The sequence below is a fragment of the Brenneria roseae subsp. roseae genome, from assembly GCF_003115845.1.
Classification (GTDB): domain Bacteria; phylum Pseudomonadota; class Gammaproteobacteria; order Enterobacterales; family Enterobacteriaceae; genus Brenneria; species Brenneria roseae.
Window position 1 is genome coordinate 110,113 of record NZ_KZ819023.1, and the last position, 24,773, is coordinate 134,885.

Annotated in this window: 26 protein-coding genes; 16 read left to right on the forward strand and 10 right to left on the reverse strand. The window is 50.3% G+C overall.

Annotation, left to right across the window (positions count from 1 at the left end; translation table 11 throughout):
- Positions 1 to 131: 131 nt before the first annotated feature.
- Both DDT52_RS02805 and DDT52_RS02810 read right to left on the reverse strand, forming a co-directional pair.
- Positions 132 to 1,052, reverse strand: coding sequence for a Kdo(2)-lipid IV(A) acyltransferase (locus tag DDT52_RS02805; RefSeq protein WP_136155011.1), 921 nt, complete (start codon positions 1,050 to 1,052; stop codon positions 132 to 134).
- Positions 1,053 to 1,305: 253 nt separating this feature from the next.
- Positions 1,306 to 2,400 carry an NADH:flavin oxidoreductase/NADH oxidase gene (locus tag DDT52_RS02810; protein WP_136155012.1) on the reverse strand — a complete coding sequence of 365 codons (1,095 nt, stop codon included), beginning with the start codon at positions 2,398 to 2,400 and terminating at the stop codon, positions 1,306 to 1,308.
- Between the two features lie 229 nt (positions 2,401 to 2,629).
- Between DDT52_RS02810 and trhO the strand changes: the two genes are divergently transcribed.
- Positions 2,630 to 3,697: an oxygen-dependent tRNA uridine(34) hydroxylase TrhO gene (gene trhO, locus DDT52_RS02815; RefSeq protein ID WP_136155013.1), complete on the forward strand. Its 1,068-nt coding sequence runs from the start codon at positions 2,630 to 2,632 to the stop codon at positions 3,695 to 3,697.
- A 142-nt stretch (positions 3,698 to 3,839) separates the two neighbouring features.
- Here the strand turns inward: trhO and DDT52_RS02820 are convergent, their stop codons facing one another.
- The 6 genes from DDT52_RS02820 to pyrC form a co-directional block, all read right to left on the reverse strand.
- Positions 3,840 to 4,415 (reverse strand): YceI family protein, encoded by a 576-nt coding sequence (locus DDT52_RS02820; protein WP_109053433.1) that lies wholly within the window; start codon positions 4,413 to 4,415, stop codon positions 3,840 to 3,842.
- A 29-nt stretch (positions 4,416 to 4,444) separates the two neighbouring features.
- Positions 4,445 to 4,999, reverse strand: coding sequence for a cytochrome b (locus tag DDT52_RS02825; protein ID WP_109053205.1), 555 nt, complete (start codon positions 4,997 to 4,999; stop codon positions 4,445 to 4,447).
- Between the two features lie 441 nt (positions 5,000 to 5,440).
- On the reverse strand, positions 5,441 to 5,695 hold the full coding sequence (bssS, locus tag DDT52_RS02830) for a biofilm formation regulator BssS (protein ID WP_109053204.1): 255 nt from the start codon (positions 5,693 to 5,695) through the stop codon (positions 5,441 to 5,443).
- Positions 5,696 to 5,915: 220 nt separating this feature from the next.
- The gene (locus DDT52_RS02835; RefSeq protein ID WP_109053203.1) at positions 5,916 to 6,173 is read right to left on the reverse strand and encodes a hypothetical protein; all 258 of its coding nucleotides are present in this window, start codon (positions 6,171 to 6,173) and stop codon (positions 5,916 to 5,918) included.
- A gap of 181 nt (positions 6,174 to 6,354) precedes the next feature.
- Positions 6,355 to 6,594, reverse strand: coding sequence for a DNA damage-inducible protein I (gene dinI, locus DDT52_RS02840; protein ID WP_109053202.1), 240 nt, complete (start codon positions 6,592 to 6,594; stop codon positions 6,355 to 6,357).
- A 105-nt stretch (positions 6,595 to 6,699) separates the two neighbouring features.
- The gene (gene pyrC, locus DDT52_RS02845) at positions 6,700 to 7,743 is read right to left on the reverse strand and encodes a dihydroorotase (RefSeq protein WP_136155014.1); all 1,044 of its coding nucleotides are present in this window, start codon (positions 7,741 to 7,743) and stop codon (positions 6,700 to 6,702) included.
- A 182-nt stretch (positions 7,744 to 7,925) separates the two neighbouring features.
- Between pyrC and DDT52_RS02850 the strand changes: the two genes are divergently transcribed.
- Complete coding sequence (locus DDT52_RS02850; protein WP_136155015.1) at positions 7,926 to 8,213, forward strand: putative quinol monooxygenase; 288 nt, start codon at positions 7,926 to 7,928, stop codon at positions 8,211 to 8,213.
- Positions 8,214 to 8,306: 93 nt separating this feature from the next.
- Here the strand turns inward: DDT52_RS02850 and rne are convergent, their stop codons facing one another.
- Positions 8,307 to 11,678 (reverse strand): ribonuclease E, encoded by a 3,372-nt coding sequence (gene rne, locus DDT52_RS02855; RefSeq protein WP_136155016.1) that lies wholly within the window; start codon positions 11,676 to 11,678, stop codon positions 8,307 to 8,309.
- 612 nt (positions 11,679 to 12,290) lie between these two features.
- Between rne and rluC the strand changes: the two genes are divergently transcribed.
- Entirely contained in the window at positions 12,291 to 13,250 is a 960-nt protein-coding gene (gene rluC / locus DDT52_RS02865; protein WP_136155017.1) for a 23S rRNA pseudouridine(955/2504/2580) synthase RluC, read from the forward strand.
- A 48-nt stretch (positions 13,251 to 13,298) separates the two neighbouring features.
- Here the strand turns inward: rluC and DDT52_RS02870 are convergent, their stop codons facing one another.
- On the reverse strand, positions 13,299 to 13,886 hold the full coding sequence (locus tag DDT52_RS02870) for a Maf family protein (RefSeq protein ID WP_136155018.1): 588 nt from the start codon (positions 13,884 to 13,886) through the stop codon (positions 13,299 to 13,301).
- A 140-nt stretch (positions 13,887 to 14,026) separates the two neighbouring features.
- Here DDT52_RS02870 and yceD point away from each other — a divergent pair, with 140 nt between their 5' ends.
- The 13 genes from yceD to DDT52_RS02935 all read left to right on the forward strand — a co-directional run bounded on the left by yceD (position 14,027) and on the right by DDT52_RS02935 (position 24,621).
- The gene (yceD, locus tag DDT52_RS02875) at positions 14,027 to 14,548 is read left to right on the forward strand and encodes a 23S rRNA accumulation protein YceD (RefSeq protein ID WP_136155019.1); all 522 of its coding nucleotides are present in this window, start codon (positions 14,027 to 14,029) and stop codon (positions 14,546 to 14,548) included.
- A 16-nt stretch (positions 14,549 to 14,564) separates the two neighbouring features.
- Entirely contained in the window at positions 14,565 to 14,735 is a 171-nt protein-coding gene (gene rpmF, locus DDT52_RS02880; protein ID WP_009112338.1) for a 50S ribosomal protein L32, read from the forward strand.
- 29 nt (positions 14,736 to 14,764) lie between these two features.
- Positions 14,765 to 15,811, forward strand: a complete 1,047-nt coding sequence (gene plsX / locus DDT52_RS02885) for a phosphate acyltransferase PlsX (RefSeq protein WP_136155020.1) — start codon at positions 14,765 to 14,767, stop codon at positions 15,809 to 15,811.
- A gap of 6 nt (positions 15,812 to 15,817) precedes the next feature.
- Positions 15,818 to 16,771 (forward strand): beta-ketoacyl-ACP synthase III, encoded by a 954-nt coding sequence (locus tag DDT52_RS02890; RefSeq protein ID WP_136155021.1) that lies wholly within the window; start codon positions 15,818 to 15,820, stop codon positions 16,769 to 16,771.
- Between the two features lie 16 nt (positions 16,772 to 16,787).
- Positions 16,788 to 17,717: an ACP S-malonyltransferase gene (gene fabD, locus DDT52_RS02895; RefSeq protein WP_136155022.1), complete on the forward strand. Its 930-nt coding sequence runs from the start codon at positions 16,788 to 16,790 to the stop codon at positions 17,715 to 17,717.
- Positions 17,718 to 17,731: 14 nt separating this feature from the next.
- Positions 17,732 to 18,466 carry a 3-oxoacyl-ACP reductase FabG gene (gene fabG, locus DDT52_RS02900; protein ID WP_136155023.1) on the forward strand — a complete coding sequence of 245 codons (735 nt, stop codon included), beginning with the start codon at positions 17,732 to 17,734 and terminating at the stop codon, positions 18,464 to 18,466.
- 154 nt (positions 18,467 to 18,620) lie between these two features.
- Complete coding sequence (gene acpP / locus DDT52_RS02905) at positions 18,621 to 18,857, forward strand: acyl carrier protein (protein WP_005970506.1); 237 nt, start codon at positions 18,621 to 18,623, stop codon at positions 18,855 to 18,857.
- An 81-nt stretch (positions 18,858 to 18,938) separates the two neighbouring features.
- Entirely contained in the window at positions 18,939 to 20,180 is a 1,242-nt protein-coding gene (gene fabF, locus DDT52_RS02910) for a beta-ketoacyl-ACP synthase II (protein ID WP_136155024.1), read from the forward strand.
- 109 nt (positions 20,181 to 20,289) lie between these two features.
- Positions 20,290 to 21,087 (forward strand): aminodeoxychorismate lyase, encoded by a 798-nt coding sequence (gene pabC, locus DDT52_RS02915; protein ID WP_136155025.1) that lies wholly within the window; start codon positions 20,290 to 20,292, stop codon positions 21,085 to 21,087.
- Between the two features lie 14 nt (positions 21,088 to 21,101).
- The gene (gene mltG / locus DDT52_RS02920) at positions 21,102 to 22,121 is read left to right on the forward strand and encodes an endolytic transglycosylase MltG (protein WP_136155026.1); all 1,020 of its coding nucleotides are present in this window, start codon (positions 21,102 to 21,104) and stop codon (positions 22,119 to 22,121) included.
- Positions 22,111 to 22,791: a dTMP kinase gene (gene tmk, locus DDT52_RS02925; protein WP_136155027.1), complete on the forward strand. Its 681-nt coding sequence runs from the start codon at positions 22,111 to 22,113 to the stop codon at positions 22,789 to 22,791. The genes mltG and tmk overlap by 11 nt, the downstream gene beginning before the upstream one ends.
- The gene (gene holB / locus DDT52_RS02930; protein WP_136155028.1) at positions 22,791 to 23,804 is read left to right on the forward strand and encodes a DNA polymerase III subunit delta'; all 1,014 of its coding nucleotides are present in this window, start codon (positions 22,791 to 22,793) and stop codon (positions 23,802 to 23,804) included. The genes tmk and holB overlap by 1 nt, the downstream gene beginning before the upstream one ends.
- Positions 23,805 to 23,823: 19 nt before the next feature.
- Positions 23,824 to 24,621, forward strand: a complete 798-nt coding sequence (locus DDT52_RS02935; RefSeq protein WP_136155029.1) for a metal-dependent hydrolase — start codon at positions 23,824 to 23,826, stop codon at positions 24,619 to 24,621.
- Positions 24,622 to 24,773: the final 152 nt, after the last annotated feature.

Below are 24,773 nucleotides of genomic sequence, written 5' to 3' on the forward strand. Positions count from 1 at the left end.
AGTATGGAGCGCTTACCGAAAATCGGCAAGGCGAACATGCCGGATTAGCAAGAATCGTACAATTTTTCAGTGAGATGCTGCTGGGGGAAAACACCCTCCACGACAATATCATGGAGGGATAAACCGGGACGTTAATACAGTGAAGGTTCGCCTTCCGGACGTGTTTTAAAACGACGGTGCAGCCACATGTACTGATCGGGGGCTACCAGAATATTCTGCTCAATGATTTTGTTCATCCACGCTGCGGTTGTCGTTTCGTTTTCCACGGGAATATCCAGTTCCGCTGGCTGGATCAGCAGTTCGTATCCTTTCCCGTTCGGTAAACGATGGGGAACGAAAGGCACGATAGCCGGACGTGCCGATTTAGCCAGCATATAGCTTCCTACCGTGGTTGCCGCTTTATCTACCGCAAACAGCGGAACGAATACGCTGCTGCGCGGGCCATAATCATGATCCGGTGCGTACCAGATAATTTCGCCTTGTTTCAGCGCCCGAATCATACCTTTCAGATCCTTACGGTCTAGCATGGATTTATTAGATCGCAGCCTTCCCCAGGTCTGGAGCCAGTCAATGAGTTTATTATCGTTGGGGCGATAAACACCGATGCCCGCGTTTTTAATGCCGAAGATACGCGCACCAAGCTCCAGCGTCAGAAAATGCAGGCCGATAAGCAGAATGCCGCGGTTTTGTTGCCGTAAGGTTTCTATATGCTCAAGACCTTTGATGGTGAACCAGCGTTCAATACGCCAATCCGGCCAGAACCATGCCATACCGGTTTCAAGTACGCCCATACCAACGGCCTCGAAATTTTTCCTGACCAGTTCGTTTCGCTCGACCAACGGCATATCGGGGAAGCAGAGTTCAATATTCCGGGTCGTAATCTCGACACGACGCGGTAACAGACGTATGGAAAGGTGACCGAGTCGGGTACCTATCCAGTACAGCACGGGATAAGGCAACAGAACGACGAGATAAAGAATACCGATACCTAGCCAGGTTACCCAGTAACGCGGGTGTAAAAGTGAACGATTAAAAGAAGGGATCTGTGTCATGGCCTTAGTATCAACATTTCGGTGCTAATCAGTACACACCGTTAAAAAGAAAAGAATGAATAAAGTTTTTGCTCAGCAGGATAGATTATTGCGGTAGTTTCCTGAGAAAACAAATCAGCAACGTGTTTCAGCCTGATTTTTATACAAAAAGTGGCTAATGATTAATCACTCCATCTCCTGAAGGGGGTTTTTGACCTTTGGTGACATTGCTTAGGTGGTGATCTGGCGACCCGTCAGGATCGCCAGACGGGCATTAGCGCTTAAATATGCCTTTGACGTAGCGTGGCTCACTACGCCAGTACTGCGGAGGCGCGCTCACCTGGGCCCCCAGTCTGGCTGCCGCATGCCACGGCCAGCGTGGGTTGAACAGGATGGCTCGAGCCAACCCGACGGCATCGGCTTCGCCCGTTGCGACAATGGCTTCAGCCTGTTCGGGCTCGGTGATGAGTCCGACCGCGATAGTGGTAATCCCGACTTCCTGCTTAATGCGCTGGGCATAGGGAACCTGATAGTTTGGCCCCGGATGAATTTGCTGTTTTGCAGACAGCCCGCCGCTGGAGACATGAATAAAATCACAGCCTAATTCATGCAATGCTTTACTGAGTTGGATGGATTGCGCCAAATCCCAGCCGCCTTCAACGCCATCGGTTGCCGAAATTCGCACGCCTACCGCTTTATGGGCGGGGAAGACGTCGCGTACCGCTTGATAAATCTCTAACACCAGACGCTGGCGGTTCTGTAATGAGCCGCCATATTCATCCGTACGCTGATTGGCCAGCGGAGACAGGAACTGATGCAGCAAATAGCCGTGAGCGGCGTGGAGTTCTATCAGATCAAAACCGAGACGGTCTGCACGTTTTGCCGCGTTGACAAAGGCCGCCGTCAACTCACGAATCTGCGGTAGCGACATCGCCTGCGGGGCGGCGTCAGTGTCATTGTAAGGGATATCCGAGGGCGCCACTGTCTGCCATCCGCCTTGATCTGAACGTAAAAACGCGCGTCCCCCCCAGGGAACATCTGTTGATGCTTTACGTCCGGCATGCGCAAGCTGGATCCCCAGCGGCATATCTGAATAGCGTTTTACCGCCTGGATGACCGGTGCGAGTGCCTGCTCGGTGACATCATCCCATAATCCCAGATCGCTGGGGGAGATGCGGCCTTCCGGTACGACTGACGTTGCTTCAATGATTAACAACCCTGCACCAGAATGCGAAAGGTTTCCCAGATGCATTGTGTGCCACGCGGTTGCCTTACCCTCATCTGCGGAATATTGGCACATTGGCGCAATGATAATGCGATTAGGTAGCGTAAGCTTACCAAGCGAGACGGGAGAGAATAGCTGACTCATAGTGACGACCTTAGATTGTGGTTTTCTCATGAGATCTGGAGGCGTGCTTTCCAGGTTAAAAGCATAATGCTCGGCGTATAATGTGATCACTATTCCATATTCCGCCTATAATTTCACGCCCTGACATCGGCTATACGATCGGGTATGATGCCGGCGGTTTTGTCCGTCAGGTCGAATTCAGGCGGCGAAAAGCAATAATTCATCTCAATGAAGACAGGAAAAGTACACCATGCCAGTGTTACATAACCGGGTTTCCAATGAGGAACTGAGGACGCGTATGCTTGCGGAAACCGAGCCGCGTACCACGGTCTCCTTCTATAAATATTTTACGATTGATGAGCCGCAGGCATTTCGCGATCGTCTGTATATTCAATTTGAGCAGTTGAAAGTGTTTGGGCGCGTTTACATTGCATCGGAAGGCATCAATGCGCAAATCAGCGTTCCCAATAATCAATTTGATGCGTTTAAATCGACACTGTTCAATATGCATCCTGCGCTTGACCAAATCCGGTTGAATGTAGCATTGGACGATGACGGTAAATCGTTCTGGGTGCTGCGCATGAAAGTCCGCGATCGTATTGTGGCGGATGGTATTGACGATCCGACATTTAATCCGGCAAATGTGGGGCAGTATCTGAAAGCTGAGCAGGTCAACGCGATGGCGGATGATCCGAACACGTTATTCGTTGATATGCGAAATCACTATGAATACGAAGTCGGGCATTTTGAAAATGCGCTGGAGATTCCTTCCGATACGTTTCGTGAACAGCTCCCTATGGCGGTAGAAATGCTGGATAATGAGCGTGACAAAAATATCGTCATGTACTGCACCGGGGGAATTCGTTGTGAAAAGGCGAGTGCTTACATGCTGCATCATGGCTTTCAACATGTTTACCATGTTGAAGGCGGCATCATTGAATATGCTCGTCAGGCAAAAGCGAGAGGATTACCGCTGAAGTTTGTTGGTAAAAATTTCGTTTTTGATGAGCGCATGGGCGAGCGTATTTCCGACGATGTTATCGCCCATTGTCATCAGTGCGGCGCCCCCTGTGATAGCCACACAAACTGTCGTAACGAAGGTTGCCATTTGCTGTTTATTCAGTGTCCGTCTTGTGCTGAAAAATACCAAGGATGTTGTAGCGCCCACTGCCAGGAAGAGATGAAACTGCCTTTGGAAGAACAGAGAGCAAAGCGTAGCGGTCGTGAAAACGGGATGAAAATCTTTAATAAATCGAAAGGATTATTGAGGTCGACTTTACATATCCCTTCTCCATCGATCGATAAGAATCAGGATTAAAGCCCTTTCGCGATGAAATAATGCTGCTCGTTTAAGGCTTGGGTTACCTGTGGCGGTCCGCAAGTAAATCCACGCTTAAGTGAACGGCATTATTTCGCTATGAAAGGGCTTGTCCGGTACGCCCGGCGGCAGTGTTCGCCTTTTATTTTTGGCGAATACCCTCAACGGAGATAATCAATTCCACTTCCTGAGATGCAGGCCCCAGATCGGTGGTAATGTTGAAGTCTTTCAGCTTGATGGTGCCTTCAGCTTCAAAACCGGCACGGTAGTTACCCCATGGGTCATCACCTTGGCCAATCAGCTTGGCTTCCAGCGTTACTGGTTTTGTGACGCCGTTCAGGGTCAGATTACCCGTAATATCGAATTCATCGCCGTCTTTTTTCACTTCCGTGGACGTAAATGTCGCTTGCGGATGTTGGGATACGTTCAGAAAATCCGCGCTGCGGAGGTGCTTATCACGTTCAGCGTGATTGGTATCAACGCTGTTGGTATTGATCGTGACATTGACCTTGTCGGACGCAGGGTTATTTTCATCAAACGTGAAAGAACCATCGAAATCATTAAAGCTGCCGTAAAGCCAGCTATAGCCCAGATGTTTAATGCGGAATTCGATAAACGCGTGCTGGCCTTCTTTATCAAACTTGTAATCTGCCGCCAGTGCAGAGCTGGCGGAAGCAAGCAAAGAAAGGGCCGTCAGGCTCAGTAGTGTTTTTTTCAGCATAGTGTTTTCTCCATAAATCCAGAAAGTTAAGAGATGTTGCGACCCAACATCCGTTTCAACGTCGTATCACCATCTATAAAGTGGTGTTTTAATGCGGCTAAACCGTGCAGTGCTGAGAGAGCCACCACCACCCAGGCGAGATAAAGATGCACGGTGCCTGCGACATCGGCTTGATCCGTCAAACCGCTTAATGTGGCCGGAACAGAGAACCAGCCAAAAACTGAAATAGGTTGTCCTTCTGCGGTAGAGATCAGATAGCCGCTGACTAAAATTCCCAATAACACAACGTACAGGGTGATATGCGCCAGCGTGGCGCTGATGCGGGTAAGCGCAGAATAGCTGCTTAGCGGTGCAGGCGGCGGGGAGAAAAAACGCCAGACAATGCGGAAAATGATCACAGCAAACAACAGGATCCCGATGCTTTTATGAATTTCGGGAGCGCGGTGATACCACACGTCGTAGTATCCCAGTGTTACCATCCAGAGTCCTAACGCAAACATGCCATAAATCGTCAACGCGGATATCCAGTGCAGAAGGATGCTGACATGCCCATAACGGGACGAGGTATTGCGCCAAAGCATGGTGATAGCTCCTTATATAGATAACGTGATCAACTTTGTAAAAATTAAACATGAAAAAAAACAGATGCAAAACAAAATTTCAAAACATTACAATACTGTAACGTTGAACAATTTTTTTGAATTTAAAATCATATTTTATTCAATGTAATCAACATAGATGACAGGAAAATAAACCTTTAATCACGAATCATTTCAACGGATAAAGACGGGTAAAAGCATCCCGATGATTAAACTTCCCGATTTATAATTATTTATTAGCTGAATAATGATGCAGTTAGTGATTATTGGTTATGCAGTCGCGGAGGAGAAATTCAGCGGTGTAAAGTAGGGCGTAAACACCCTGCTCAAAATAACAACACCGCCATGAAGGCGGTGTTGTTATTAAGCATGTAATGAGATAAATCTGGTATTGGAAAAAATATTAACAAACAATATCAACAACTAATGTTTACGGTAGTCACTGGACTGACAATCGGTTGATTCAATTTTAGCAATGCCTGCTTCAAGTATGTATATCAATTGCCTTGCCACATCTGTTGTCAACCATAGCGTACGGTCAACTTGCGCTTTGTCTGGTGTTTGATCCGCGGTGGATAAATAGTGTAAACGGATCATCATGGCATCATAACTGTCAACGGTGCTGATGTCCCAACCTACAAGAGGATGCGTCTGAATAACTTCATCTTTTCTATCCATAAATACCCCTTATTGACTAGTTACTAACATGAGTGACTAACGAGGTTTAAGGCGGCTTCTTATTTAGAAGAGCAATATTAGTATATCGTTGCTTATTTAATTTATGGAAAATATTTTCAATTTTTCTGCAAAAAACTTTATGAACAAAAATTAAAACGTTTGGGACGAATACGTTTTAGCCCCAAACGATAACACAAGAGGAAAAGAAATGATGAAAAAACTACTCGGTATTTAAACCGGCATTTTTCTCTAAGGTGGCGGCAAACCGGGCAAGATGTTTTTTCATCACCGGGTCGCGGTTTTCGTTTTGCGATTCTAACTTCAGATTGTGGATCATCAATTGGTTTGATTTTTCGTCAAGACAGAACACCAGAGATGAAAAAGCAAGCTCCAGAACATCAATTTTTCGCTGCTGTTCAGCGATTAATTCCAGCAGTTCACCAAATGTCATTGCTTCTTCTGGTTTTTCAACTGTCATAATAGGTACCCCCGTCATAACACAATGGCGAAATGCCTATATCAATTTACTGCACATTATCGGGTATAATTTATCATTCTGCCGAGGTTTTCAACAAACGGAACACCGTGTTAGCGAGTAAAGCATAGGGCGAAACCGTAGAAACCCTATGCACAGACACGCACATTCAGTTTTTTCCTAATCATTCCGGCGTAAACCAGTCATCGGCGCTTTCCCAGGTTTCTTGCAGAATTTCAGAGATACGATCTTTATCATCTTTATTCGCTCCCATAACCGACAGGCTGTTGGCGCCAGCATAGCGGACCTGAATCGGGGTCGCGGGATAATGCTTATGAATGCGATGCTCCAGTTCATGCTGAAGCGCCTCTATAGCACCCGCAGGTAAGGGAGATGACTTTGACAGAGTGATTTCTACACGCATGATTACCTCCAACTTTTAACTGTTTATTTATACAGTTCTTGTCGGGAAAGCACAAGCCGTGCAGGAAAATTTAACCCATCATCTTGGGGATGATGGGAATATTGACTATCGAACAGACCAGTTCAGGCTTTGTCCGGCCATAAAAGGAATTAATGATTCACTCCCCATTTGGATTTCTTCCGGGAAGGTGACAGGTTCGCGGTAGAGTTCGATCCAGTCTTCGTTGACCGGTAAACCGTAGAAACGCGGACCGTTCAGGGAACAGAAGGCTTCGAGTTTGCTCAATGCCCCCATTTCCTCGAAAACGGTGGCGTAGGCGCTCAAAGCGGCCTGAGCGTTAAAAACGCCGGCGCAGCCACAGCTGGATTCTTTTCTGTGTCTGGCATGCGGTGCTGAGTCGGTCCCGAGGAACAGGCGGTCGCAACCGCCAGCCACGGCTTCCCGCAACGCCTGCTGATGAATATTTCTTTTAAGAATAGGCAGACAATAAAGATGCGGACGTACACCGCCAACCAGCATATGGTTACGATTGAACATCAGATGCTGAGGCGTAACGGTTGCCGCGAGATATTGGTTACCGGAGACAACATATTGTGCAGCTTCTTTGGTCGTAATGTGCTCAAAGACGACTTTCAGTTCCGGGAACTGTTTGCGTAATGGCTCCAGCGTCGATTCAATGAATCGGGCTTCACGATCAAAAATATCAACGGACGGATCGGTAACTTCACCATGGATCAGCAGCGGCATGCCGATTTCCTGCATCTTTTCCAGAATGGTTGCAATATTGGCAATGTTTGTGACGCCATGGCTGGAGTTGGTGGTGGCATTGGCCGGGTATAGTTTGGCGGCGGTGAATACGCCTTGCTCAAAACCGTTGACGACTTCTGCGGCATCCAGTGAGTCCGTCAAATAGCAGGTCATCAGCGGTTGAAAACTATCGCCTTCCGGAATAGCCGAAAGGATACGATTTCGATAAGCAATGGCCGCGGCTACGCTGGTAACCGGCGGCGTCAGGTTTGGCATGATAATTGCGCGGCCGAAAAAGCGGCTGGTATAGGGAAGAACGGTTTCCAGTATCTGATCGTCACGCAAATGAATATGCCAATCATCAGGGCGGCGAATTTTCAGAATAGTAGGCTGTGCGGTCATGGAATAGCGCTCCGGCGGTCAGTAAAAAACATCATTTGTCAGTTGATTTTGGGCTGATACGGCGGGGAATAAGGATAAGCGTAAAGTCTTTTTAATGCATCCGTTTGTTGATCAATGCTTGAAATTAAGTCGCAATTGGCCTCTCATAGATGGATCTTTTAATCAATAGAGTAAGGACTACCATGGAAATTCGTATCGTTGCCAGTTTACAAGCGAAAGCGGAGTTTGTTGACGATGTGGCCGCGGCGGTGAAAAAGGTTGTAGCACCTAGTCGTCAGGAGCCTGGTAACCTACAGTATGATCTCCACGAACAGATCAATACACCCGGGGCGTTTGTGTTTTTTGAGCGTTGGAAAAACCAGGATGTACTGGATGAACATGAGCAAACTGCGCACTTTAAACGTCTGGTTGCTGAACTGAGCGATAAAACAGAAAGTATGGAAGTAAAGCTGCTTAAGTATCTGGGTTAATAATAGAAATTTTCAACGTCGCATGCAGCGGCCCGCCATAAAAAACACCCGCCAATCGGCGGGTGTTTTTACTCAATGACAAGCGAATATGTTTTATTCGCTGACAGCAGTCGGTTTGGTTGCCGGGGCGGTTGCCTGATTAACCGCGGCATGACCGCCTGCGGAACCTTTCCCTGTGAACCGATACTCAGGGCGAACCCAATCGCTATGACGAACGGGTTCCGGCCGATAGTCCGGCGCGGGTGCCTTCGTCATCGGCGCTGTTGCAAGATGCTTGTAACGCACGAGTTCAACGGCAGCAGATGCCGCCACAGGTACGGGAGCGACAACGGGTTCAGCCGTTTGTTTCACCACCGCCTGATCGATGGCGTCATCTGCAACGGTGTCATGAGCGTCTTCAGCAGCCGGCTGTGGCGCTTGTACCGGCTGTTCTTCTTTTGCCGCGACTACCGTAGCTGTTACAGCGGTTTCGATCGCCTCTGTTTCGTTGGGCGCGTCTGCTGTGGTATTGACGGGATCGTTCATTACAGGTTCGTCCACCGCAGTCTCAATAACCTCAGTTTCAACAGCTTCTACCACGATCGTTGCAGCGGCGGCGGTTGCTTCAACCGTTTCTTCAACGGCTGGGTTTTCCGCTGTTTCCGCAGGAATGACCGTTTGTACCGCTGGCGTTTGCGCCGTGGTCTCTTCTTGCGCCTGAGGTTCAGGTGCCGGCTCAGCAGAGAGCGTGCTCTCTGGCGCTGGCTTGTCAGTCTCTTCAGAGACTGACGTGTTGGAAGGCGCCTCGGTAACTACCGGAGCGACAGGCGCATCCTGCACGACGCTTTCAACGATCGGCGCAACATCTTCAACAATGGCTGGCAAAAGAGGCGTCGTTGCAATAGCCACATTGTCTTCTGGTAAGTCTTCTGGTAACGCTTTCTCGGCTTGTTCCAGTTGTTGAGATTGTGCCAGAGGGTAGTTTACCCACACTTTACCAGAAGCCATCTCTGGCGATGCGGCCGCATATTCCAACGGCATCGGTGACTGTGATGGGTAACGCTCGTCACGATAACGACGACGGCGTTGTCCACTGACGCGCAAATGACGCGGTGACCGACGTGAGCGACGTGGCATACCGCCATTCTCGGCATTCGCACGATTGGTGGCATCCGCCGATTGCTCATTGTCAGCTTCGGCGCTGTCTGTCGCGTTAACGGGCTCAATCGCCGGTTTTACCGGCGCGGGTACCGCTTCATCTTTTGCGACAGGCGTGGCGTCTGCAATGGCTTTCAGTTCGCTTTCAGATTGAACACGGACTTTTTGCGTCAATTGACGACGTTGGCGGCGCTGCATAACCGGCGCCGGTTTTTCCTGTTCGCCGCTGCTGTCTTCAACTTCTTCAACGACCGTACTCTGAACTTTTACTTCCTGCTGCGATTGACGTTTGTCATCTTGACGGCGACGCTGGCGTTCTGCGCGCGGTTCACGACGCGGTTGCTCATCAGTCGGGGCTTTTTCCGTCTCTTCCGCAACACGCGTCTCAGCAACGGTTTCCGGCGTCTGGCGCTTGTTACGGCGCTGATCTTCGCGCGGTTCACGATTATTATCGCGGGAACCCCGATCGCGGCGGTTGTTGCTCTGGCGACGCGGATTACGACGTTCCTGACGTTGGCCGTCACTCACCGTTGCGGATTCTGAACTTTTCTCTTCAACTGCACTGGCTGTTTGCGGCGCGGTATCGGATGCAAAAATACCTTTCAGTGCGCCAAGCATACGGCTGATGAGTCCAGGCTGCGCCTGTGCCACCGCGGCGGATGTTGCTGTTGGCGCGGCGTTTGCCGCAGCGGGAGCGCGTTCCTCTGCGACGGCAGGCATATCTGGCATGGTAAAGGTTGCCAGAGCCGGTTGTTCAGGCTGTTTACGTTCAACGGTCTGTTCTTCCTGCAACTGTTGCGTTTCGGTTTCCAGTCGCTGTGGCAACAGATAGCTGAGCGTCGGTTTTTCTTCACCTTTCCGGACGCGCACTACAGAGTAGTGCGGGGTTTGCATGCCATCGTGAGGAACGATAACGGCCCGCACGCCCCCTTGACGCATCTCGATAGCATTAACGGCGTCGCGTTTTTCGTTCAACAGATAGGACGCGATAGGAACGGGAACAATCGCATGAACTTCTTTGGTGTTCTCTTTCAGCGCTTCTTCTTCGATCAGACGCAGAATGGACAGAGAGAGTGATTCATTATCACGCACGGTACCCGTACCGCTACAGCGAGGGCAAACGTGATGGCTTGATTCACCCAGTGACGGACTCAGACGCTGGCGTGACATTTCCAGCAGGCCGAAACGTGAAATCCGGCCAATCTGAATGCGGGCACGATCCTGTCGTACCGAATCACGTAAGCGATTCTCTACTTCACGCTGGTGGCGAACCGGCGTCATGTCGATAAAGTCGATGACGATCAGACCGCCCAGATCGCGTAAACGCAGCTGGCGGGCAATTTCATCAGCGGCTTCCAGATTGGTATTGAAAGCAGTTTCTTCAATATCCCCACCGCGAGTGGCCCGGGCGGAGTTGATATCGATTGCCGTCAATGCTTCCGTGGTATCAATGACGATGGAGCCGCCGGATGGCAGACGTACTTCGCGCTGGAAAGCCGATTCAATCTGGGATTCGATTTGATAATGGCTGAACAGTGGGATTTCACCGCTGTACAGTTTAATTTTGCTGCTGAAATCGGGACGGCCGAGCGCTGAAATGTGCTCTTTGGCCAAATCGAGAATTTTGGGATTATCGATCAGGATTTCACCGATATCAGGACGTAAATAGTCGCGGAATGCGCGTACAATGACATTACTTTCCTGATGGATCAGGAAAGGCGCAGGGCGACCTTCTGCCGCTTTTTGGATGGCTTCCCAATGTTTCAGGCGAAAAGCCAGATCCCATTGCAGCGCTTCGGCGGATTTACCCACACCGGCGGTGCGAACAATCAGCCCCATGCCGTCCGGTAACTGCAATGAGCCCAGCGCTTCTTTCAGCTCTGTACGGTCATCACCTTCAATTCGGCGGGAAATACCGCCGGCGCGAGGGTTGTTTGGCATTAATACCAGATAGCTACCGGCCAGACTGATAAACGTTGTCAGCGCTGCGCCTTTGTTGCCACGCTCTTCCTTATCTACCTGGACAATAACTTCCTGACCTTCACGCAATACATCTTTGATGTTAGGGCGGCCATGAGAGGAATAATTGCTGGGGAAATATTCGCGAGCGATTTCTTTGAGGGGGAGAAAACCATGTCTTTCAGCGCCGTAATCAACAAAAGCGGCTTCAAGGCTGGGTTCTATGCGAGTGATTTTACCTTTGTAGATATTTGCTTTCTTCTGCTCATGACCGGGGCTCTCAATATCCAGATCATACAGCCGTTGACCATCAACCAAGGCAACACGCAACTCTTCTTGCTGAGTCGCGTTAATCAACATTCTCTTCATCTTTAACTTACTCGTTATTTTTACTTGCATTATTGATAGAGCTGCGGACAAAAAGAACCGCATGACCGGCATGAACCGATGGCCTCGTGGCTTATCGCAGGGACGTCAACCTCCCGGTTGTCGCCTGCATAGAGGCGCATGTTTCGGTAGCCTGTATTTCCTGATGGAAAACAGCGCATTTACTGAGGGAACAGCTTCTGAATAATGTCGCCAGATCTGATTCCATTTACCGGCCAAGCTGCAATCCGCAGCCCGCTAACTGCTTGATTACACATTACGTCTTACGCCATTGCTGCGTGTGTGTGTCATCAGGCAAACTTAATAATTCCGCAATTTCCCTTGTTTTAATGGAAATCAGCGCGGAAAACGCAAAAGCATTATTCCATTGCTGACACTGTTATAGCAAGGTGACTTTGCCTGTCAGTATCAAGATAGTTGCGCCGTCATACCCATTATCTTGAAATCTATTGGGTAGATTCGCCAAACGGGTAGTGGTTGAAACGAAAATCAGCCAAACCCGCGGGTGTAACAATATCTTCATAAGTCAGACTCACAGTTAAGCACAGAAAAAGGAGTGGCGCTATCCGGCCGCTCTATTTAGAATCGCGCATCATGAAAACAGACAATCCTTCAGTACATTTTGTAACGATCTCCGCCGATGAGGCCGGACAGCGCATTGATAACTTTTTGCATACCCATTTAAAGGGTGTGCCTAAAAGCATGGTGTATCGCATCTTGCGAAAAGGTGAGGTGAGAGTAAATAAAAAGCGGATCAAGCCAGAATACAAATTGCTGGCCGGGGATGAAATCCGTATTCCTCCGGTCAGACAGGCTGAACGTGATGAAACGCCCGTTTCGGCCAGCCTTGGCAAAGTCGCGGCGCTGGCTGATTGCATCATCTATGAGGATGATTACCTGATGGTGTTGAACAAGCCGTCCGGTACGGCTGTACATGGCGGCAGCGGATTGAGTTTCGGCGTGATCGAAGGGCTTCGGGCGCTACGCCCTGAAGCCCGTTTTCTGGAACTGGTGCATCGCCTCGATCGCGACACCTCCGGTGTCCTGCTGGTGGCAAAAAAACGTTCCGCACTGCGCTCATTGCATGAGCAACTGCGTCTCAAAGGGATGCAAAAAGATTATCTGGCGCTGGTTCGCGGACAATGGCAGTCACACTGTAAAGTGGTGCAGGCGCCATTGCTGAAAAACAGTCTTCAGAGCGGCGAGCGCATCGTGCGCGTGAATAGCGAAGGCAAGCCCTCGGAAACGCGGTTTAAGGTTGAAGAGCGTTTTGATGAACTGGCGACATTGGTTCGCGCCAGCCCGGTAACCGGTCGTACCCACCAGATCCGCGTTCATGCGCAATATGCAGGCCATCCGATCGCATTTGACGATCGCTATGGTGAGCGGGAATTCGATCAGCAATTAGCGGGAACGGGGCTAAAACGTCTTTTCCTGCATGCGCTGGCATTACGCTTTGCGCACCCCAATACGGGGGAAACGCTCAGAATTGAAGCGCCGCTGGATGAACAGCTGCGTCGTTGTCTGCAAGTATTGCGCAAAGCAAAAGCCTAATCTCCCAATCTTTTCAGCATACCCTGGTGTGCAAGGTATGCTGAAGGGTTAGCCTCGGGTCAGCGGGTTTATCCCTTCTTTTTTCAGCATCTCTGTCAGCGCAATCAGCGGTAATCCTATCAGCGTATTGGGATCGCGGCCTGACAATCGATCAAACAGGGCGATGCCCAACCCTTCGCTTTTAAAGCTACCGGCGCAGTTCCAGGGCTGTTCTTGTTCCAGATAACCATTAATTTCGTCATCGGTCAGCGTCCTGAAATGAACCTCAAAGGGTTCGACAATGTGCTGCATACGTTGCCGGGCGCTATTAAAAAGTGCTAATCCGGTAAAAAAAGAGACGCATTTTCCGCTGGCTGCGCGTAACTGTTGTACCGCGTTGGTTTTACTATGCGGTTTTCCTGTAATACGATTTCCCAATACACACACCTGATCGGAACCAATGATCAGATGATGAGGATAGTATTGCGCAAGGGCTCTGGCTTTGTTTTCAGCAAGACGGGCAACCAGCGCGACGGCCTCTTCATCGGGAAACGGGGTTTCATCAACCTCTGGGGATGCGCAGATAAAAGGGATGCCGAGCTTTTCCAACAGCATTTTTCGATAGGGCGATGTGGAAGCAAGAACGATCTGATACATAATTTTTTTATAAACCGTAGCGTAATGATGAAAGGCATTTTAAACTGTGCGCCGCTCCGGAAGCGAATATTGGTGAAAGGTCGTGCTTCACTGCCTTTTTCTTTGACTCTATGTCGTTACGACGTTAATATGCGCGCCCTATGCAAAAGGTAAAATTACCCTTAACCCTTGATGCGGTTCGTACTGCTCAAAAGCGTTTAGATTATGTTGGTGTTTATACGCCTGAGCAGGTGACGCGAGTTGCCGAATCAGTGGTGAGTGTGGACAGTGATGTTCAGGCTTCTTTGTCTTTCAATATTGATAGTCAGCGCTTAGCGGTGATTGACGGTAGTGCGGATGTTGCGGTTACATTAATGTGCCAACGCTGCGGAAAGCCATTTGAACATCAGGTTCATGCGACGTTTTGTTTTAGCCCGGTCATCAATGATGAACAGGCCGAAGCTTTACCGGAGGCGTATGAGCCGGTCGACGTTGATGAGTTTGGCGAAGTCGATCTGCTGGCAATGATTGAAGATGAAATCATCCTGACGTTGCCTATCGCCCCGGTACATGATTCTGAACACTGTGAAGTGTCCGAAGCGGACATGGTGTTTGGCGAGTTGCCTGAAGAGGCGGCAAAGCCGAATCCGTTTGCCGTATTAGCCAGTTTAAAGCGTAAGTAATTAAGGAGTAAGGTCCATGGCCGTACAACAGAACAAACCTAGCCGTTCCAAACGTGGTATGCGTCGTGCTCACGATGCGCTGACCACTTCTTCCGTATCCGTAGATAAAGTTTCTGGCGAAACTCATCTGCGTCACCACATCACTGCGGACGGTTACTACCGCGGTCGCAAGGTCATCGCCAAGTAATTCTTGCGAATTATTGACAAGGCAATACCTTGACACGCCTAACTCTGGCGTTAGATGCGATGGGCGGGGACTTCGGTCCCTGCGTAACAGTGCCTGCTGCATTGCAGGCACTGGCTTCTAATCCAGGTCTCAGTCTGTTATTAGTTGGCGATCCCGCCGCGATTGCGCCATTACTTGCCAAAGTCGATTCTGAACGATTATCCCGGTTAGAAATTGTTCCGGCCGAATCGGTTATTGCCAGTGATGCAAAACCGTCGCAGGCTATCCGCGCCAGTCGCGGAACTTCGATGCGTATCGCACTTGAGCTGATTAAAGACGGAAGGGCGCAGGCTTGTGTCAGTGCGGGCAATACCGGCGCGTTGATGGGATTGGCGAAGCTCCTGATCAAACCTCTTGAGGGAATTGAACGTCCGGCGCTGGTTTCCATTTTGCCTCATCAGCAGCATGGCAAAACCGTCGTGTTGGATCTGGGAGCCAACGTTGACTGCGACAGCACGATGCTGGTTCAGTTTGCGGTCATGGGTTCAGTGATGGCGGAAGAGGTGCTTGAACTGGAAAATCCCCGGGTCGCGTTGCTGAATATCGGCGAAGAAGAGAGTAAAGGCCTTAGTAATATCCGCGAGGCGGCAAGCCGATTAAAAAATACACCGTCAATCAACTATATAGGCTATCTTGAAGGCAATGAATTGTTGACAGGAAAGACGGATGTCATGGTTTGCGACGGTTTTGTCGGTAATGTTACGTTGAAGACGATGGAAGGCGTGGTAAGGATGTTTCTATCGTTGCTGAAGTCCTCCTCTTCCGGTACTGAACACAAGCAAAAACAGTCCTGGTGGTTGAAATGGTTGGGACGTTTGTTACAAAAACGGTTGTCAAAGCGTTTCGGTCATTTGAATCCTGACCAATATAATGGCGCATGTCTGTTAGGATTGCGGGGAACTGTAATCAAAAGCCATGGCGCAGCGAACCAGAGAGCGTTTGCCGTTGCCATTGAACAGGCGATGCAGACGGTACGGCGGCAACTCCCAGAGCGAATTGCTGCCCGTCTAGAAGCTGTATTACCCAAGAGTGACTGAGCGTACATGTATACAAAAATAATCGGAACGGGCAGCTATTTGCCTGAACAAATCAGGACGAACGCTGATTTAGAGAAGATGGTGGAGACGTCTGACGAATGGATCGTTACGCGTACCGGCATTCGTGAACGCCGCATTGCAGCGTCAGATGAAAACGTCGCGACCATGGGATGCCATGCCGCGCAAAAAGCGCTGGAAATGGCGGGCATTGACAGATCGCAGGTCGGTTTACTGATCGTGGCGACGACGTCATCAAGCTATGCGTTCCCAAGCTCGGCCTGCCAGATTCAACAGTTGCTCGATATAAAAGATACGATTGCATTTGACCTGGCCGCCGCCTGCGCCGGGTTTACCTATGCGTTAAGCGTGGCCGATCAATATATAAAAAATGGTGCGGTGGATTATGCCCTGGTTATCGGTTCCGATACCTTGTCCCGCACGCTGGATCCAGAAGATCGCGGTACGATCATTCTGTTTGGCGATGGTGCCGGCGCCGTGGTATTGGCAGCATCAGAACAGCCGGGCATTTTGTCTACGCATTTGCATGCGGACGGTCGCTACGGTGAGTTGCTGACGTTGCCGCATCAGGATCGTGCTCATCCGGAGACGCCTGCCTACCTGACAATGTCGGGCAATGAAGTCTTTAAGGTCGCGGTGACTGAATTGGCGCATATTGTTGAAGAAACGTTACAAGCCTCTCAGTTGGATAAAAGTGAATTGGATTGGCTGGTGCCTCATCAGGCAAATTTGCGTATCATCAGCGCGACTGCAAAAAAATTAGGTATGGGAATGGACAAAGTGGTTGTGACGCTGGATCGTCATGGCAACACTTCTGCTGCCTCTGTACCATCTGCTTTGGACGAAGCGGTGCGTGACGGGCGTATCAAGCCTGGACATCTGGTATTGCTTGAAGCCTTTGGCGGCGGCTTTACCTGGGGTTCTGCATTGGTTCGTTTTTGATTAAACAGGATTTTATATGACGCAATTTGCAATGGTTTTCCCCGGACAGGGATCTCAGACGGTTGGTATGCTGGCTGAACTGGCGGCAGAATATCCGATTGTTACTGAAACTTTTGCTCAGGCTTCTGACGCCTTAGGTTATGATTTGTGGCAGCTTACCCAGCAAGGGCCTGTTGAGGAGTTGAATAAAACCTGGCAGACCCAGCCGGCGTTGCTGACGGCATCTGTGGCGATCTGGCGTGTTTGGCAGCAGCAGGGCGGTAAACAGCCTGCGTTGATGTCAGGCCATAGCCTGGGCGAATATTCCGCTCTGGTCTGTGCCGGTGTGCTGGATTTCCAACAGGCAGTCCGCCTGGTCGAATTGCGTGGTAAACTCATGCAGGAAGCGGTGCCTGAAGGTACGGGGGCAATGTATGCGATCATTGGTCTTGATAATGATGCTATCGCCAAAGCGTGTGAGGAGTCCGCGCAGGGGCAGGTTGTTTCACCCGTAAACTTCAATTCTCCCGGACAGGTTGTTATTGCCGGTAACAAAGAAGCGGTAGAACGAGCGGGTGCGGCTTGTAAAGCGGCAGGCGCCAAACGTGCATTGCCGTTGCCTGTCAGCGTACCATCACACTGTGCATTGATGGAGCCGGCGGCACAAAAACTGGCTGCCGCGCTTGAGTCTATTGATTTCCAGACACCGTCAATCCCCGTCGTCAATAATGTTGACGCGCGTATTGAAACGTCGCCGGAAGCGATCCGCAGTGCGCTGGTGCGTCAACTCCACTGCCCGGTCCGCTGGACCGAATGTGTCGAGCTGATGTCATCTCAAGGTGTCGGGTTACTGCTGGAAGTCGGGCCTGGAAAAGTTCTGACTGGTTTAACCAAACGAATCGTCGATACCCTGACAGCCGCCGCGGTGAACGATCCTGCCTCTCTGTCAGCGGCGCTTGAGAAATAAGAACGGAGAAAACAATGAGTTTTGAGGGAAAAATTGCACTGGTTACCGGCGCAAGCCGAGGCATCGGCCGTGCGATAGCTGAGACACTGGTTGCCCGGGGCGCAAAAGTCATTGGGACCGCAACCAGCGAAAAAGGCGCGGAAGCGATCAGCGCGTGGCTGGGAGAAAACGGTAAAGGTTATATACTGAATGTCGCTGATGTGGCGTCAGTCGATAAAGCGTTGGCGGATATTCGTGCTGAATTCGGCGAAATTGACATTTTGATCAATAACGCCGGGATTACCCGCGATAATCTGTTAATGCGCATGAAAGAAGACGAATGGCAGGATATTCTGGATACGAATTTGACATCCGTGTTCCGACTGTCCAAGGCTGTAATGCGCGCTATGATGAAAAAACGGTTTGGCCGTATCATTACTATCGGGTCTGTTGTCGGCACGATGGGCAATGCCGGACAGGCAAACTACGCGGCGGCGAAGGCTGGACTGATTGGTTTCAGTAAATCCCTCGCACGTGAAGTGGCTTCCCGTGGTATTACGGTCAACGTTGTTGCGCCGGGTTTTATTGAAACAGATATGACTCAGGCGTTGACAGAAGAACAGCGAGCAGGCATTTTGAACCAGGTTCCAGCTAATCGGCTTGGTGATGCTAAAGAAATCGCCAGTGCTGTTGCATTTTTAGCCTCTGACGAGGCAGGTTACATTACCGGCGAAACATTACATGTCAATGGCGGCATGTATATGATCTAAAAAGCACGAAAACTATTTGCGTTATTTGCGGTGATGACCGCAAAATAGCACAAAATCGTGGTTCGACCAGCCGGGATTTTGTTGCATCTTTTTCAACATTTTATACACTACGAAAACCATCGCGAAAGCGAGTTTTGATAGGAAATTTAAGAGTATGAGCACTATCGAAGAACGCGTTAAGAAAATCATCGTTGAACAGCTTGGTGTTAAGCAGGAAGAAGTCGTAAACAATGCTTCTTTCGTTGACGACCTCGGCGCTGATTCTCTTGACACTGTTGAGCTGGTAATGGCCCTGGAAGAAGAATTTGATACTGAGATTCCAGATGAAGAAGCCGAAAAAATCACGACTGTTCAGGCAGCCATCGATTTCATTCAGGCTAACCAGCAGTAAGCGAACATATCTAGGCGGTCATTCGACCGCCTAAGTTTTTTGTCCCGCAGTGTCATATTTTTCCCTCCCTGGAGGACAAGCGTGTCTAAGCGTCGAGTAGTTGTGACCGGACTGGGCATGTTATCTCCTGTCGGCAATACAGTTGAGTCTACCTGGAGTGCTCTTCTTGCCGGTCAGAGTGGCATCAGCCTGATCGACCATTTCGATACTAGTGCCTACGCAACGCGTTTTGCTGGCTTAGTAAAGGATTTTGATAGTGAAGAATTCATTTCGCGTAAAGAAGCACGCAAAATGGATGCCTTTATCCAATACGGGATCGCGGCGGGTATTCAGGCCGTAAAAGATTCCGGTATTGAAGTAACGGCAGAAAATGCACCGCGTATCGGTGCGGCGATTGGTTCCGGCATTGGTGGCCTGGGTCTTATTGAAGAGAACCATAGCTCCCTGGTGAACGGCGGCCCTCGTAAAATCAGTCCGTTCTTCGTGCCTTCAACCATCGTGAATATGGTTGCCGGGCATCTTACCATTATGTACGGCTTGCGCGGTCCGAGTATTTCGATCGCCACGGCTTGTACGTCTGGTGTTCATAATATCGGCCATGCCGCGCGTATCATTGCTTACAATGATGCTGACGTCATGTTGGCGGGTGGGGCGGAAAAAGCCAGTACGCCATTGGGCGTGGGGGGGTTTGGCGCCGCGCGCGCATTATCAACCCGCAACGACAACCCGCAGGCCGCAAGCCGTCCATGGGATAAAGACCGTGATGGTTTTGTGCTGGGCGACGGTGCCGGTATGGTGGTGCTGGAAGAATATGAGCACGCCAAAAAACGCGGCGCTAAAATCTATGCGGAGGTGGTCGGCTTTGGTATGAGCAGCGATGCCTACCATATGACGTCTCCGCCGGGAAATGGCGCCGGAGCCGCGCTGGCGATGGAAAACGCACTGCGTGACGCAGGGGTATCCACCACTCAGATTGGCTATATCAACGCGCACGGTACTTCTACGTCTGCCGGTGATAAAGCTGAAACTCAGGCCGTCAAGTCTGTGTTTGGGGCGGATGCCAATCGCGTATTAGTCAGTTCGACAAAATCGATGACCGGTCACTTATTGGGTGCCGCAGGGGCAGTTGAATCTATTTTCAGTATTCTGGCACTGCGCGATCAGTCTGTACCGCCAACGATCAATCTGGATAATCCGGATGAAGGTTGCGATCTTGATTTTGTGCCTCATGAAGCGCGTCAGGTCAGCAATATGGAATATACGTTGTGTAACTCTTTTGGTTTCGGCGGAACAAACGGTTCACTGATATTCCGTAAGGTTTGATCATTGCTCTTTATTAAAAAAACCCGGTTTCCGGGTTTTTTTATGGCCGCTTGCCTGGCGGTTTGGTTTACTGACAAGCTGACGACTCTTGGCTGAAAGGAAAAGAGGCATGTATTGGATAAATGGTCAACAGCAGGACATGCTATCGGTTTCGGACCGTGCTACCCAGTTCGGCGATGGCTGTTTTACCACCGCCAGAGTGGGGCATGGTCAAATTATCTGGCTTGATCGCCATATCATTCGTTTGCAGCAAGCGGCCGAACGTCTGATATTACCGCCGATTGACTGGACGCAACTGACGGAAGAAATGAAACTGGCGGCTCAGGGGCGTCAGCAGGGCGTGGTAAAAGTTATGTTAACGCGAGGTCAGGGAGGCAGGGGCTACAGCAGCCAGGGCTGTGGGCAGGCGACACGTATTGTCATGCAGGCTGATTATCCCGCGCATTATGTTCGCTGGCGTGAACAGGGTATTCGTTTGAACCTGAGTCCGGTGGCGCTGGCTAAAAATCCACTGCTGGCGGGCATCAAGCACCTTAATCGTCTGGAACAGGTTTTGATTCGTGCGCATCTGGATCAGACGCCTGCCGATGAGGCTTTGGTGCTTGATACCGCCGGCGCGCTGGTGGAATGCTGTGCGGCTAATCTATTCTGGCGTAAGGGGAATCAGGTTTATACGCCGGATCTATCCTACGCCGGTGTCGATGGCGTTGCCCGGCGGCATATCCTTTCGCTATTGGACGATACTGATTTTGACGTCCACATTGTCGCTGAACCGCTAACCGCGCTCGCCCAGGCCGACGAGGTTTTAGTCTGTAACGCATTGATGCCTGTTATCCCCGTAAACCAGGCTCACGTCTGGTGTTATCGCTCCAGAGATTTGTATCGGTTTCTGAGCCCTAACTGTTAGTCGATGGTTGATTTATGAAGAGAAAGAAGATTGGTGTTCTGATTGTCGCTTTACTGTTGTTAGCGAGTCTGCTTCTGTGGCAGAAACTACAGCAGTTCGCCAGTTCGCCACTCGCGATTGAGCAAGAAACGATTTTTACGCTGCCCCCTGGCACAGGGCGTGAAGGTTTGGAAGCGTTATTGCTGGATCAGAAGATTATTACCGAAGGGACGTTCTTTCCCTGGTTGCTGCGTGCTGAACCGGAACTGGCCAAGTTTAAAGCGGGAACATATCGTTTCACCACCGGTATGACCGTCCGCGAGATGCTGGCATTATTATCCAGCGGGAAGGAAGCGCAATTTTCTATCCGCTTTGTTGAGGGTTCACGCCTGAGAGATTGGCTCGAAACATTGCGTCAGTCACCCTATATTAAACATGTGCTGGTGGATAAGAGTGTGCAGGAGATTGCGGCGGAGCTGGATATAAAAGATAAATCCAACCCGGAAGGGTGGTTTTATCCAGACACGTATCTGTATACCGCGAATACAACCGATCTGTCTCTGTTGCAACGGGCTTACCTGCGGATGCAGAAAACAGTCGATGACGTATGGAAAGGGAAAGCAGACGGATTACCTTACAAGACGCCGGATGAGTTGCTTACCATGGCATCTATTATTGAGAAAGAGACGGCCGTCAGCGAAGAGCGTCCCCAGGTAGCGTCTGTGTTTGTTAACCGGCTGCGTGTCGGCATGCGTTTACAAACCGACCCAACGGTTATTTATGGCATGGGAGAAGAGTACACTGGCGTGATTACCCGTAAGGCGCTGGATACGCCGACGCCTTACAATACTTATATCATCTCTGGCTTGCCGCCAACGCCAATTGCCATGCCGGGTAAAGCGTCGTTGGATGCAGCAGCGCACCCGGCTAAAACGTCATATCTCTATTTTGTGGCTGACGGTAAAGGCGGGCACAGTTTTACCACTAACCTTGCAGATCATAATCGTGCTGTAAGGGTATACCGCTCAGTGTTGAAGGAACGGGATGAACAGTAAATTTATCGTTATTGAAGGTTTGGAAGGCGCGGGGAAAACAACGGCGCGTAATGTTGTTGTCGAGACGCTGCGGGCATATGGCGTTCAGGATGTTATTTTTACGCGTGAGCCCGGCGGTACGCCGCTGGCTGAGAAGCTGCGGGAATTGATCAAACAGGGCATGGCGAATGAAAAGGTGACGGACAAAGCGGAAGTGCTGATGTTGTATGCCGCCAGAGTACAATTGGTCGATAACGTTATTAAACCTGCGCTGGCCAATGGTCAGTGGGTGATTGGCGATCGGCACGATCTCTCCTCACAGGCTTATCAGGGGGGAGGCCGGGGTATCGATCAACAGCTGTTGTTGTCACTGCGTGATACCGTGCTGGGAGATTTTCGTCCCGACCTGACCCTCTATCTTGATTTGCCTCCCGCCATCGGATTGCAGCGCGCGCGCGCGCGCGGCGAGCTGGATCGTATTGAGCAGGAATCTTTGGCGTTTTTTGAACGTACCCGCGCTCGTTATCAGGCGTTGGCGGCGGCAGATCGTACCATTGTCACCATTGATGCATCCCAGTCGCTGGAACATGTCAGTGCGCAGATTCAGGCAACGCTGCGGGAATGGCTGCAACAGCAGGGATTACATCAGCAGGATGCGCAGGCTGTTGCTTTTTCTCAGGATCGTGACTAATGGATTGGTATCCCTGGCTTAACGCGCCATACCGCCAGTTGATTGCGCAATATCAGGCGGGTAGAGGTCATCATGCCATTTTATTGCATGCGTTACCCGGCATGGGGGATGACTCGCTGGTTTATGCGTTAAGCCGTTGGCTGATGTGCCAGCATCCCGACGGCATAAAAAGCTGCGGCAAGTGCCACGCCTGTAATTTGATGGTGGCGGGTACTCATCCGGACTGGTATACGCTCACCCCTGAAAAAGGGAAGCAGAGTCTGGGGATTGACGCAGTGCGGAGTGTGCTGGATAAGCTTTACCAGCATTCACGGCAGGGCGGAGCCAAGGTGATTTGGTTGCCGTCTGCTGAGCTTTTGACGGAAGCGGCGGCCAATGCCTTACTGAAGACGTTGGAAGAGCCACCGCAGCGTACCTATTTTCTGTTTGGCTGCCGTGAACCCTCACGTCTGCTGGCGACGATGCGGAGCCGCTGTTTGTATCAGTATCTGCATGTTCCGGACGAAACGCAGAGTTTACTGTGGTTAAACGCGCGTCATCGTCATGATACACAGGCGATACGAACGGCACTGAGGCTACAGGCGGGGGCGCCGCTGGCTGCGGAGATACTGTTGCAACCGGAGCGCTGGAAACAGCGTAACGCATTGTGTCAGGGATTACTTGCTTCACTGACTTCGCACGATCTGCTCTCATTAATCCCACAGCTTAATCATGATGATGTCGATGAGCGTATTCACTGGCTGACGTCGCTACTGTTGGATGCGATTAAGCGGCAGCAAGGCGTGGACGAACATCGGGTTAATCAGGATCAGGCGCTGCTGGTTGAACGTTTAGCGCATGCATTTGCAAATGCCCAATTACAGTATGAGCTGCGCCAATGGCTGGTTTGCCGGCAAAAATTATTGATGGTGACCGGCGTTAACCGCGAACTGCTGTTAACGGAACGGTTGCTTGATGCCGAACAGAGCCTGTCCGCCACGGTTCAGCGGCACTTTCATCCATTCTCTGCTTAATCAATTTTGAGTAAATATCATGTTGTTAGTTGATTCCCACTGTCATCTTGATGGTCTGGATTATCAGACGTTACATAAAGACGTGTCTGACGTTCTGGATAAGGCAAAACGCCGCGATGTCGGCTTCATTCTGGCCGTAGCGACTACGTTACCGGGCTTTCGAGCCATGACGGAACAGATCGGTGAGCGAGATAATGTGGCGTTTTCCTGTGGCGTTCATCCGCTCAATCAGGATAAGCCCTATGATTATGCCGAACTTCGCCAACTGGCCGCTGCCAGTCAGGTAGTGGCAATGGGGGAAACAGGGCTGGATTATTATTACCAGCAGGAAACCAAAGTGCAGCAGCAGGAATCTTTCCGCGAGCATATTCGTATTGGCAATGACTTGAATAAACCGGTCATCGTACATACGCGTGCGGCGAGGGAAGATACCATTACCATTCTGAAGGAAGAGCGGGTAGAGAAATGCGGCGGCGTGCTGCATTGTTTTACCGAAGATCTGTCCACAGCCAAAACGCTGTTGGACATGGGATTTTATATTTCCTTTTCCGGTATTATCACGTTCCGTAATGCGGAAGAATTACGTGATGTTGCGCGCTATGTGCCGCTGGATCGTATGCTGATTGAAACAGATTCCCCCTGGTTGGCGCCGGTTCCTTTCCGGGGACAGGAAAACCAGCCTGCCTATGTTCGTGATGTGGCCGAATATTTATCGGTCCTGAAAGGGACGACGCTGGAAAATCTGGCCGCCGCCACGACGGATAATTTCTCCCGCCTGTTCCATATCGATCCTGCGCGGTTGACCCCTATTCGGTAGTGGTTGAGAATAGCCGAGTTTTTTTTATCTGTGTAATTAATAGTGACTCATAGCGATCCTGACCTGGTGATTCCTCGTCAGGAATGTCTGTTTTTTAGCGATATATCACAAATGAGCTTAATTTATGCGCTAACTCGACTTGTCGGCTCATG

What these genes read in the sequence shown, in the direction of transcription:
- DDT52_RS02805 (WP_136155011.1), bottom strand. Translation starts at nt 1,052, where the DNA reads ATGACACAGATCCCTTCTTTTAATCGTTCACTTTTACACCCGCGTTAC.
- DDT52_RS02810 (WP_136155012.1), bottom strand. Translation starts at nt 2,400, where the DNA reads ATGAGTCAGCTATTCTCTCCCGTCTCGCTTGGTAAGCTTACGCTACCT.
- trhO (WP_136155013.1), top strand. Translation starts at nt 2,630, where the DNA reads ATGCCAGTGTTACATAACCGGGTTTCCAATGAGGAACTGAGGACGCGT.
- DDT52_RS02825 (WP_109053205.1), bottom strand. Translation starts at nt 4,999, where the DNA reads ATGCTTTGGCGCAATACCTCGTCCCGTTATGGGCATGTCAGCATCCTT.
- bssS (WP_109053204.1), bottom strand. Translation starts at nt 5,695, where the DNA reads ATGGATAGAAAAGATGAAGTTATTCAGACGCATCCTCTTGTAGGTTGG.
- DDT52_RS02835 (WP_109053203.1), bottom strand. Translation starts at nt 6,173, where the DNA reads ATGACAGTTGAAAAACCAGAAGAAGCAATGACATTTGGTGAACTGCTG.
- dinI (WP_109053202.1), bottom strand. Translation starts at nt 6,594, where the DNA reads ATGCGTGTAGAAATCACTCTGTCAAAGTCATCTCCCTTACCTGCGGGT.
- pyrC (WP_136155014.1), bottom strand. Translation starts at nt 7,743, where the DNA reads ATGACCGCACAGCCTACTATTCTGAAAATTCGCCGCCCTGATGATTGG.
- DDT52_RS02850 (WP_136155015.1), top strand. Translation starts at nt 7,926, where the DNA reads ATGGAAATTCGTATCGTTGCCAGTTTACAAGCGAAAGCGGAGTTTGTT.
- rne (WP_136155016.1), bottom strand. Translation starts at nt 11,678, where the DNA reads ATGAAGAGAATGTTGATTAACGCGACTCAGCAAGAAGAGTTGCGTGTT.
- rluC (WP_136155017.1), top strand. Translation starts at nt 12,291, where the DNA reads ATGAAAACAGACAATCCTTCAGTACATTTTGTAACGATCTCCGCCGAT.
- DDT52_RS02870 (WP_136155018.1), bottom strand. Translation starts at nt 13,886, where the DNA reads ATGTATCAGATCGTTCTTGCTTCCACATCGCCCTATCGAAAAATGCTG.
- yceD (WP_136155019.1), top strand. Translation starts at nt 14,027, where the DNA reads ATGCAAAAGGTAAAATTACCCTTAACCCTTGATGCGGTTCGTACTGCT.
- rpmF (WP_009112338.1), top strand. Translation starts at nt 14,565, where the DNA reads ATGGCCGTACAACAGAACAAACCTAGCCGTTCCAAACGTGGTATGCGT.
- DDT52_RS02890 (WP_136155021.1), top strand. Translation starts at nt 15,818, where the DNA reads ATGTATACAAAAATAATCGGAACGGGCAGCTATTTGCCTGAACAAATC.
- fabD (WP_136155022.1), top strand. Translation starts at nt 16,788, where the DNA reads ATGACGCAATTTGCAATGGTTTTCCCCGGACAGGGATCTCAGACGGTT.
- fabG (WP_136155023.1), top strand. Translation starts at nt 17,732, where the DNA reads ATGAGTTTTGAGGGAAAAATTGCACTGGTTACCGGCGCAAGCCGAGGC.
- acpP (WP_005970506.1), top strand. Translation starts at nt 18,621, where the DNA reads ATGAGCACTATCGAAGAACGCGTTAAGAAAATCATCGTTGAACAGCTT.
- pabC (WP_136155025.1), top strand. Translation starts at nt 20,290, where the DNA reads ATGTATTGGATAAATGGTCAACAGCAGGACATGCTATCGGTTTCGGAC.
- mltG (WP_136155026.1), top strand. Translation starts at nt 21,102, where the DNA reads ATGAAGAGAAAGAAGATTGGTGTTCTGATTGTCGCTTTACTGTTGTTA.
- tmk (WP_136155027.1), top strand. Translation starts at nt 22,111, where the DNA reads ATGAACAGTAAATTTATCGTTATTGAAGGTTTGGAAGGCGCGGGGAAA.
- holB (WP_136155028.1), top strand. Translation starts at nt 22,791, where the DNA reads ATGGATTGGTATCCCTGGCTTAACGCGCCATACCGCCAGTTGATTGCG.
- DDT52_RS02935 (WP_136155029.1), top strand. Translation starts at nt 23,824, where the DNA reads ATGTTGTTAGTTGATTCCCACTGTCATCTTGATGGTCTGGATTATCAG.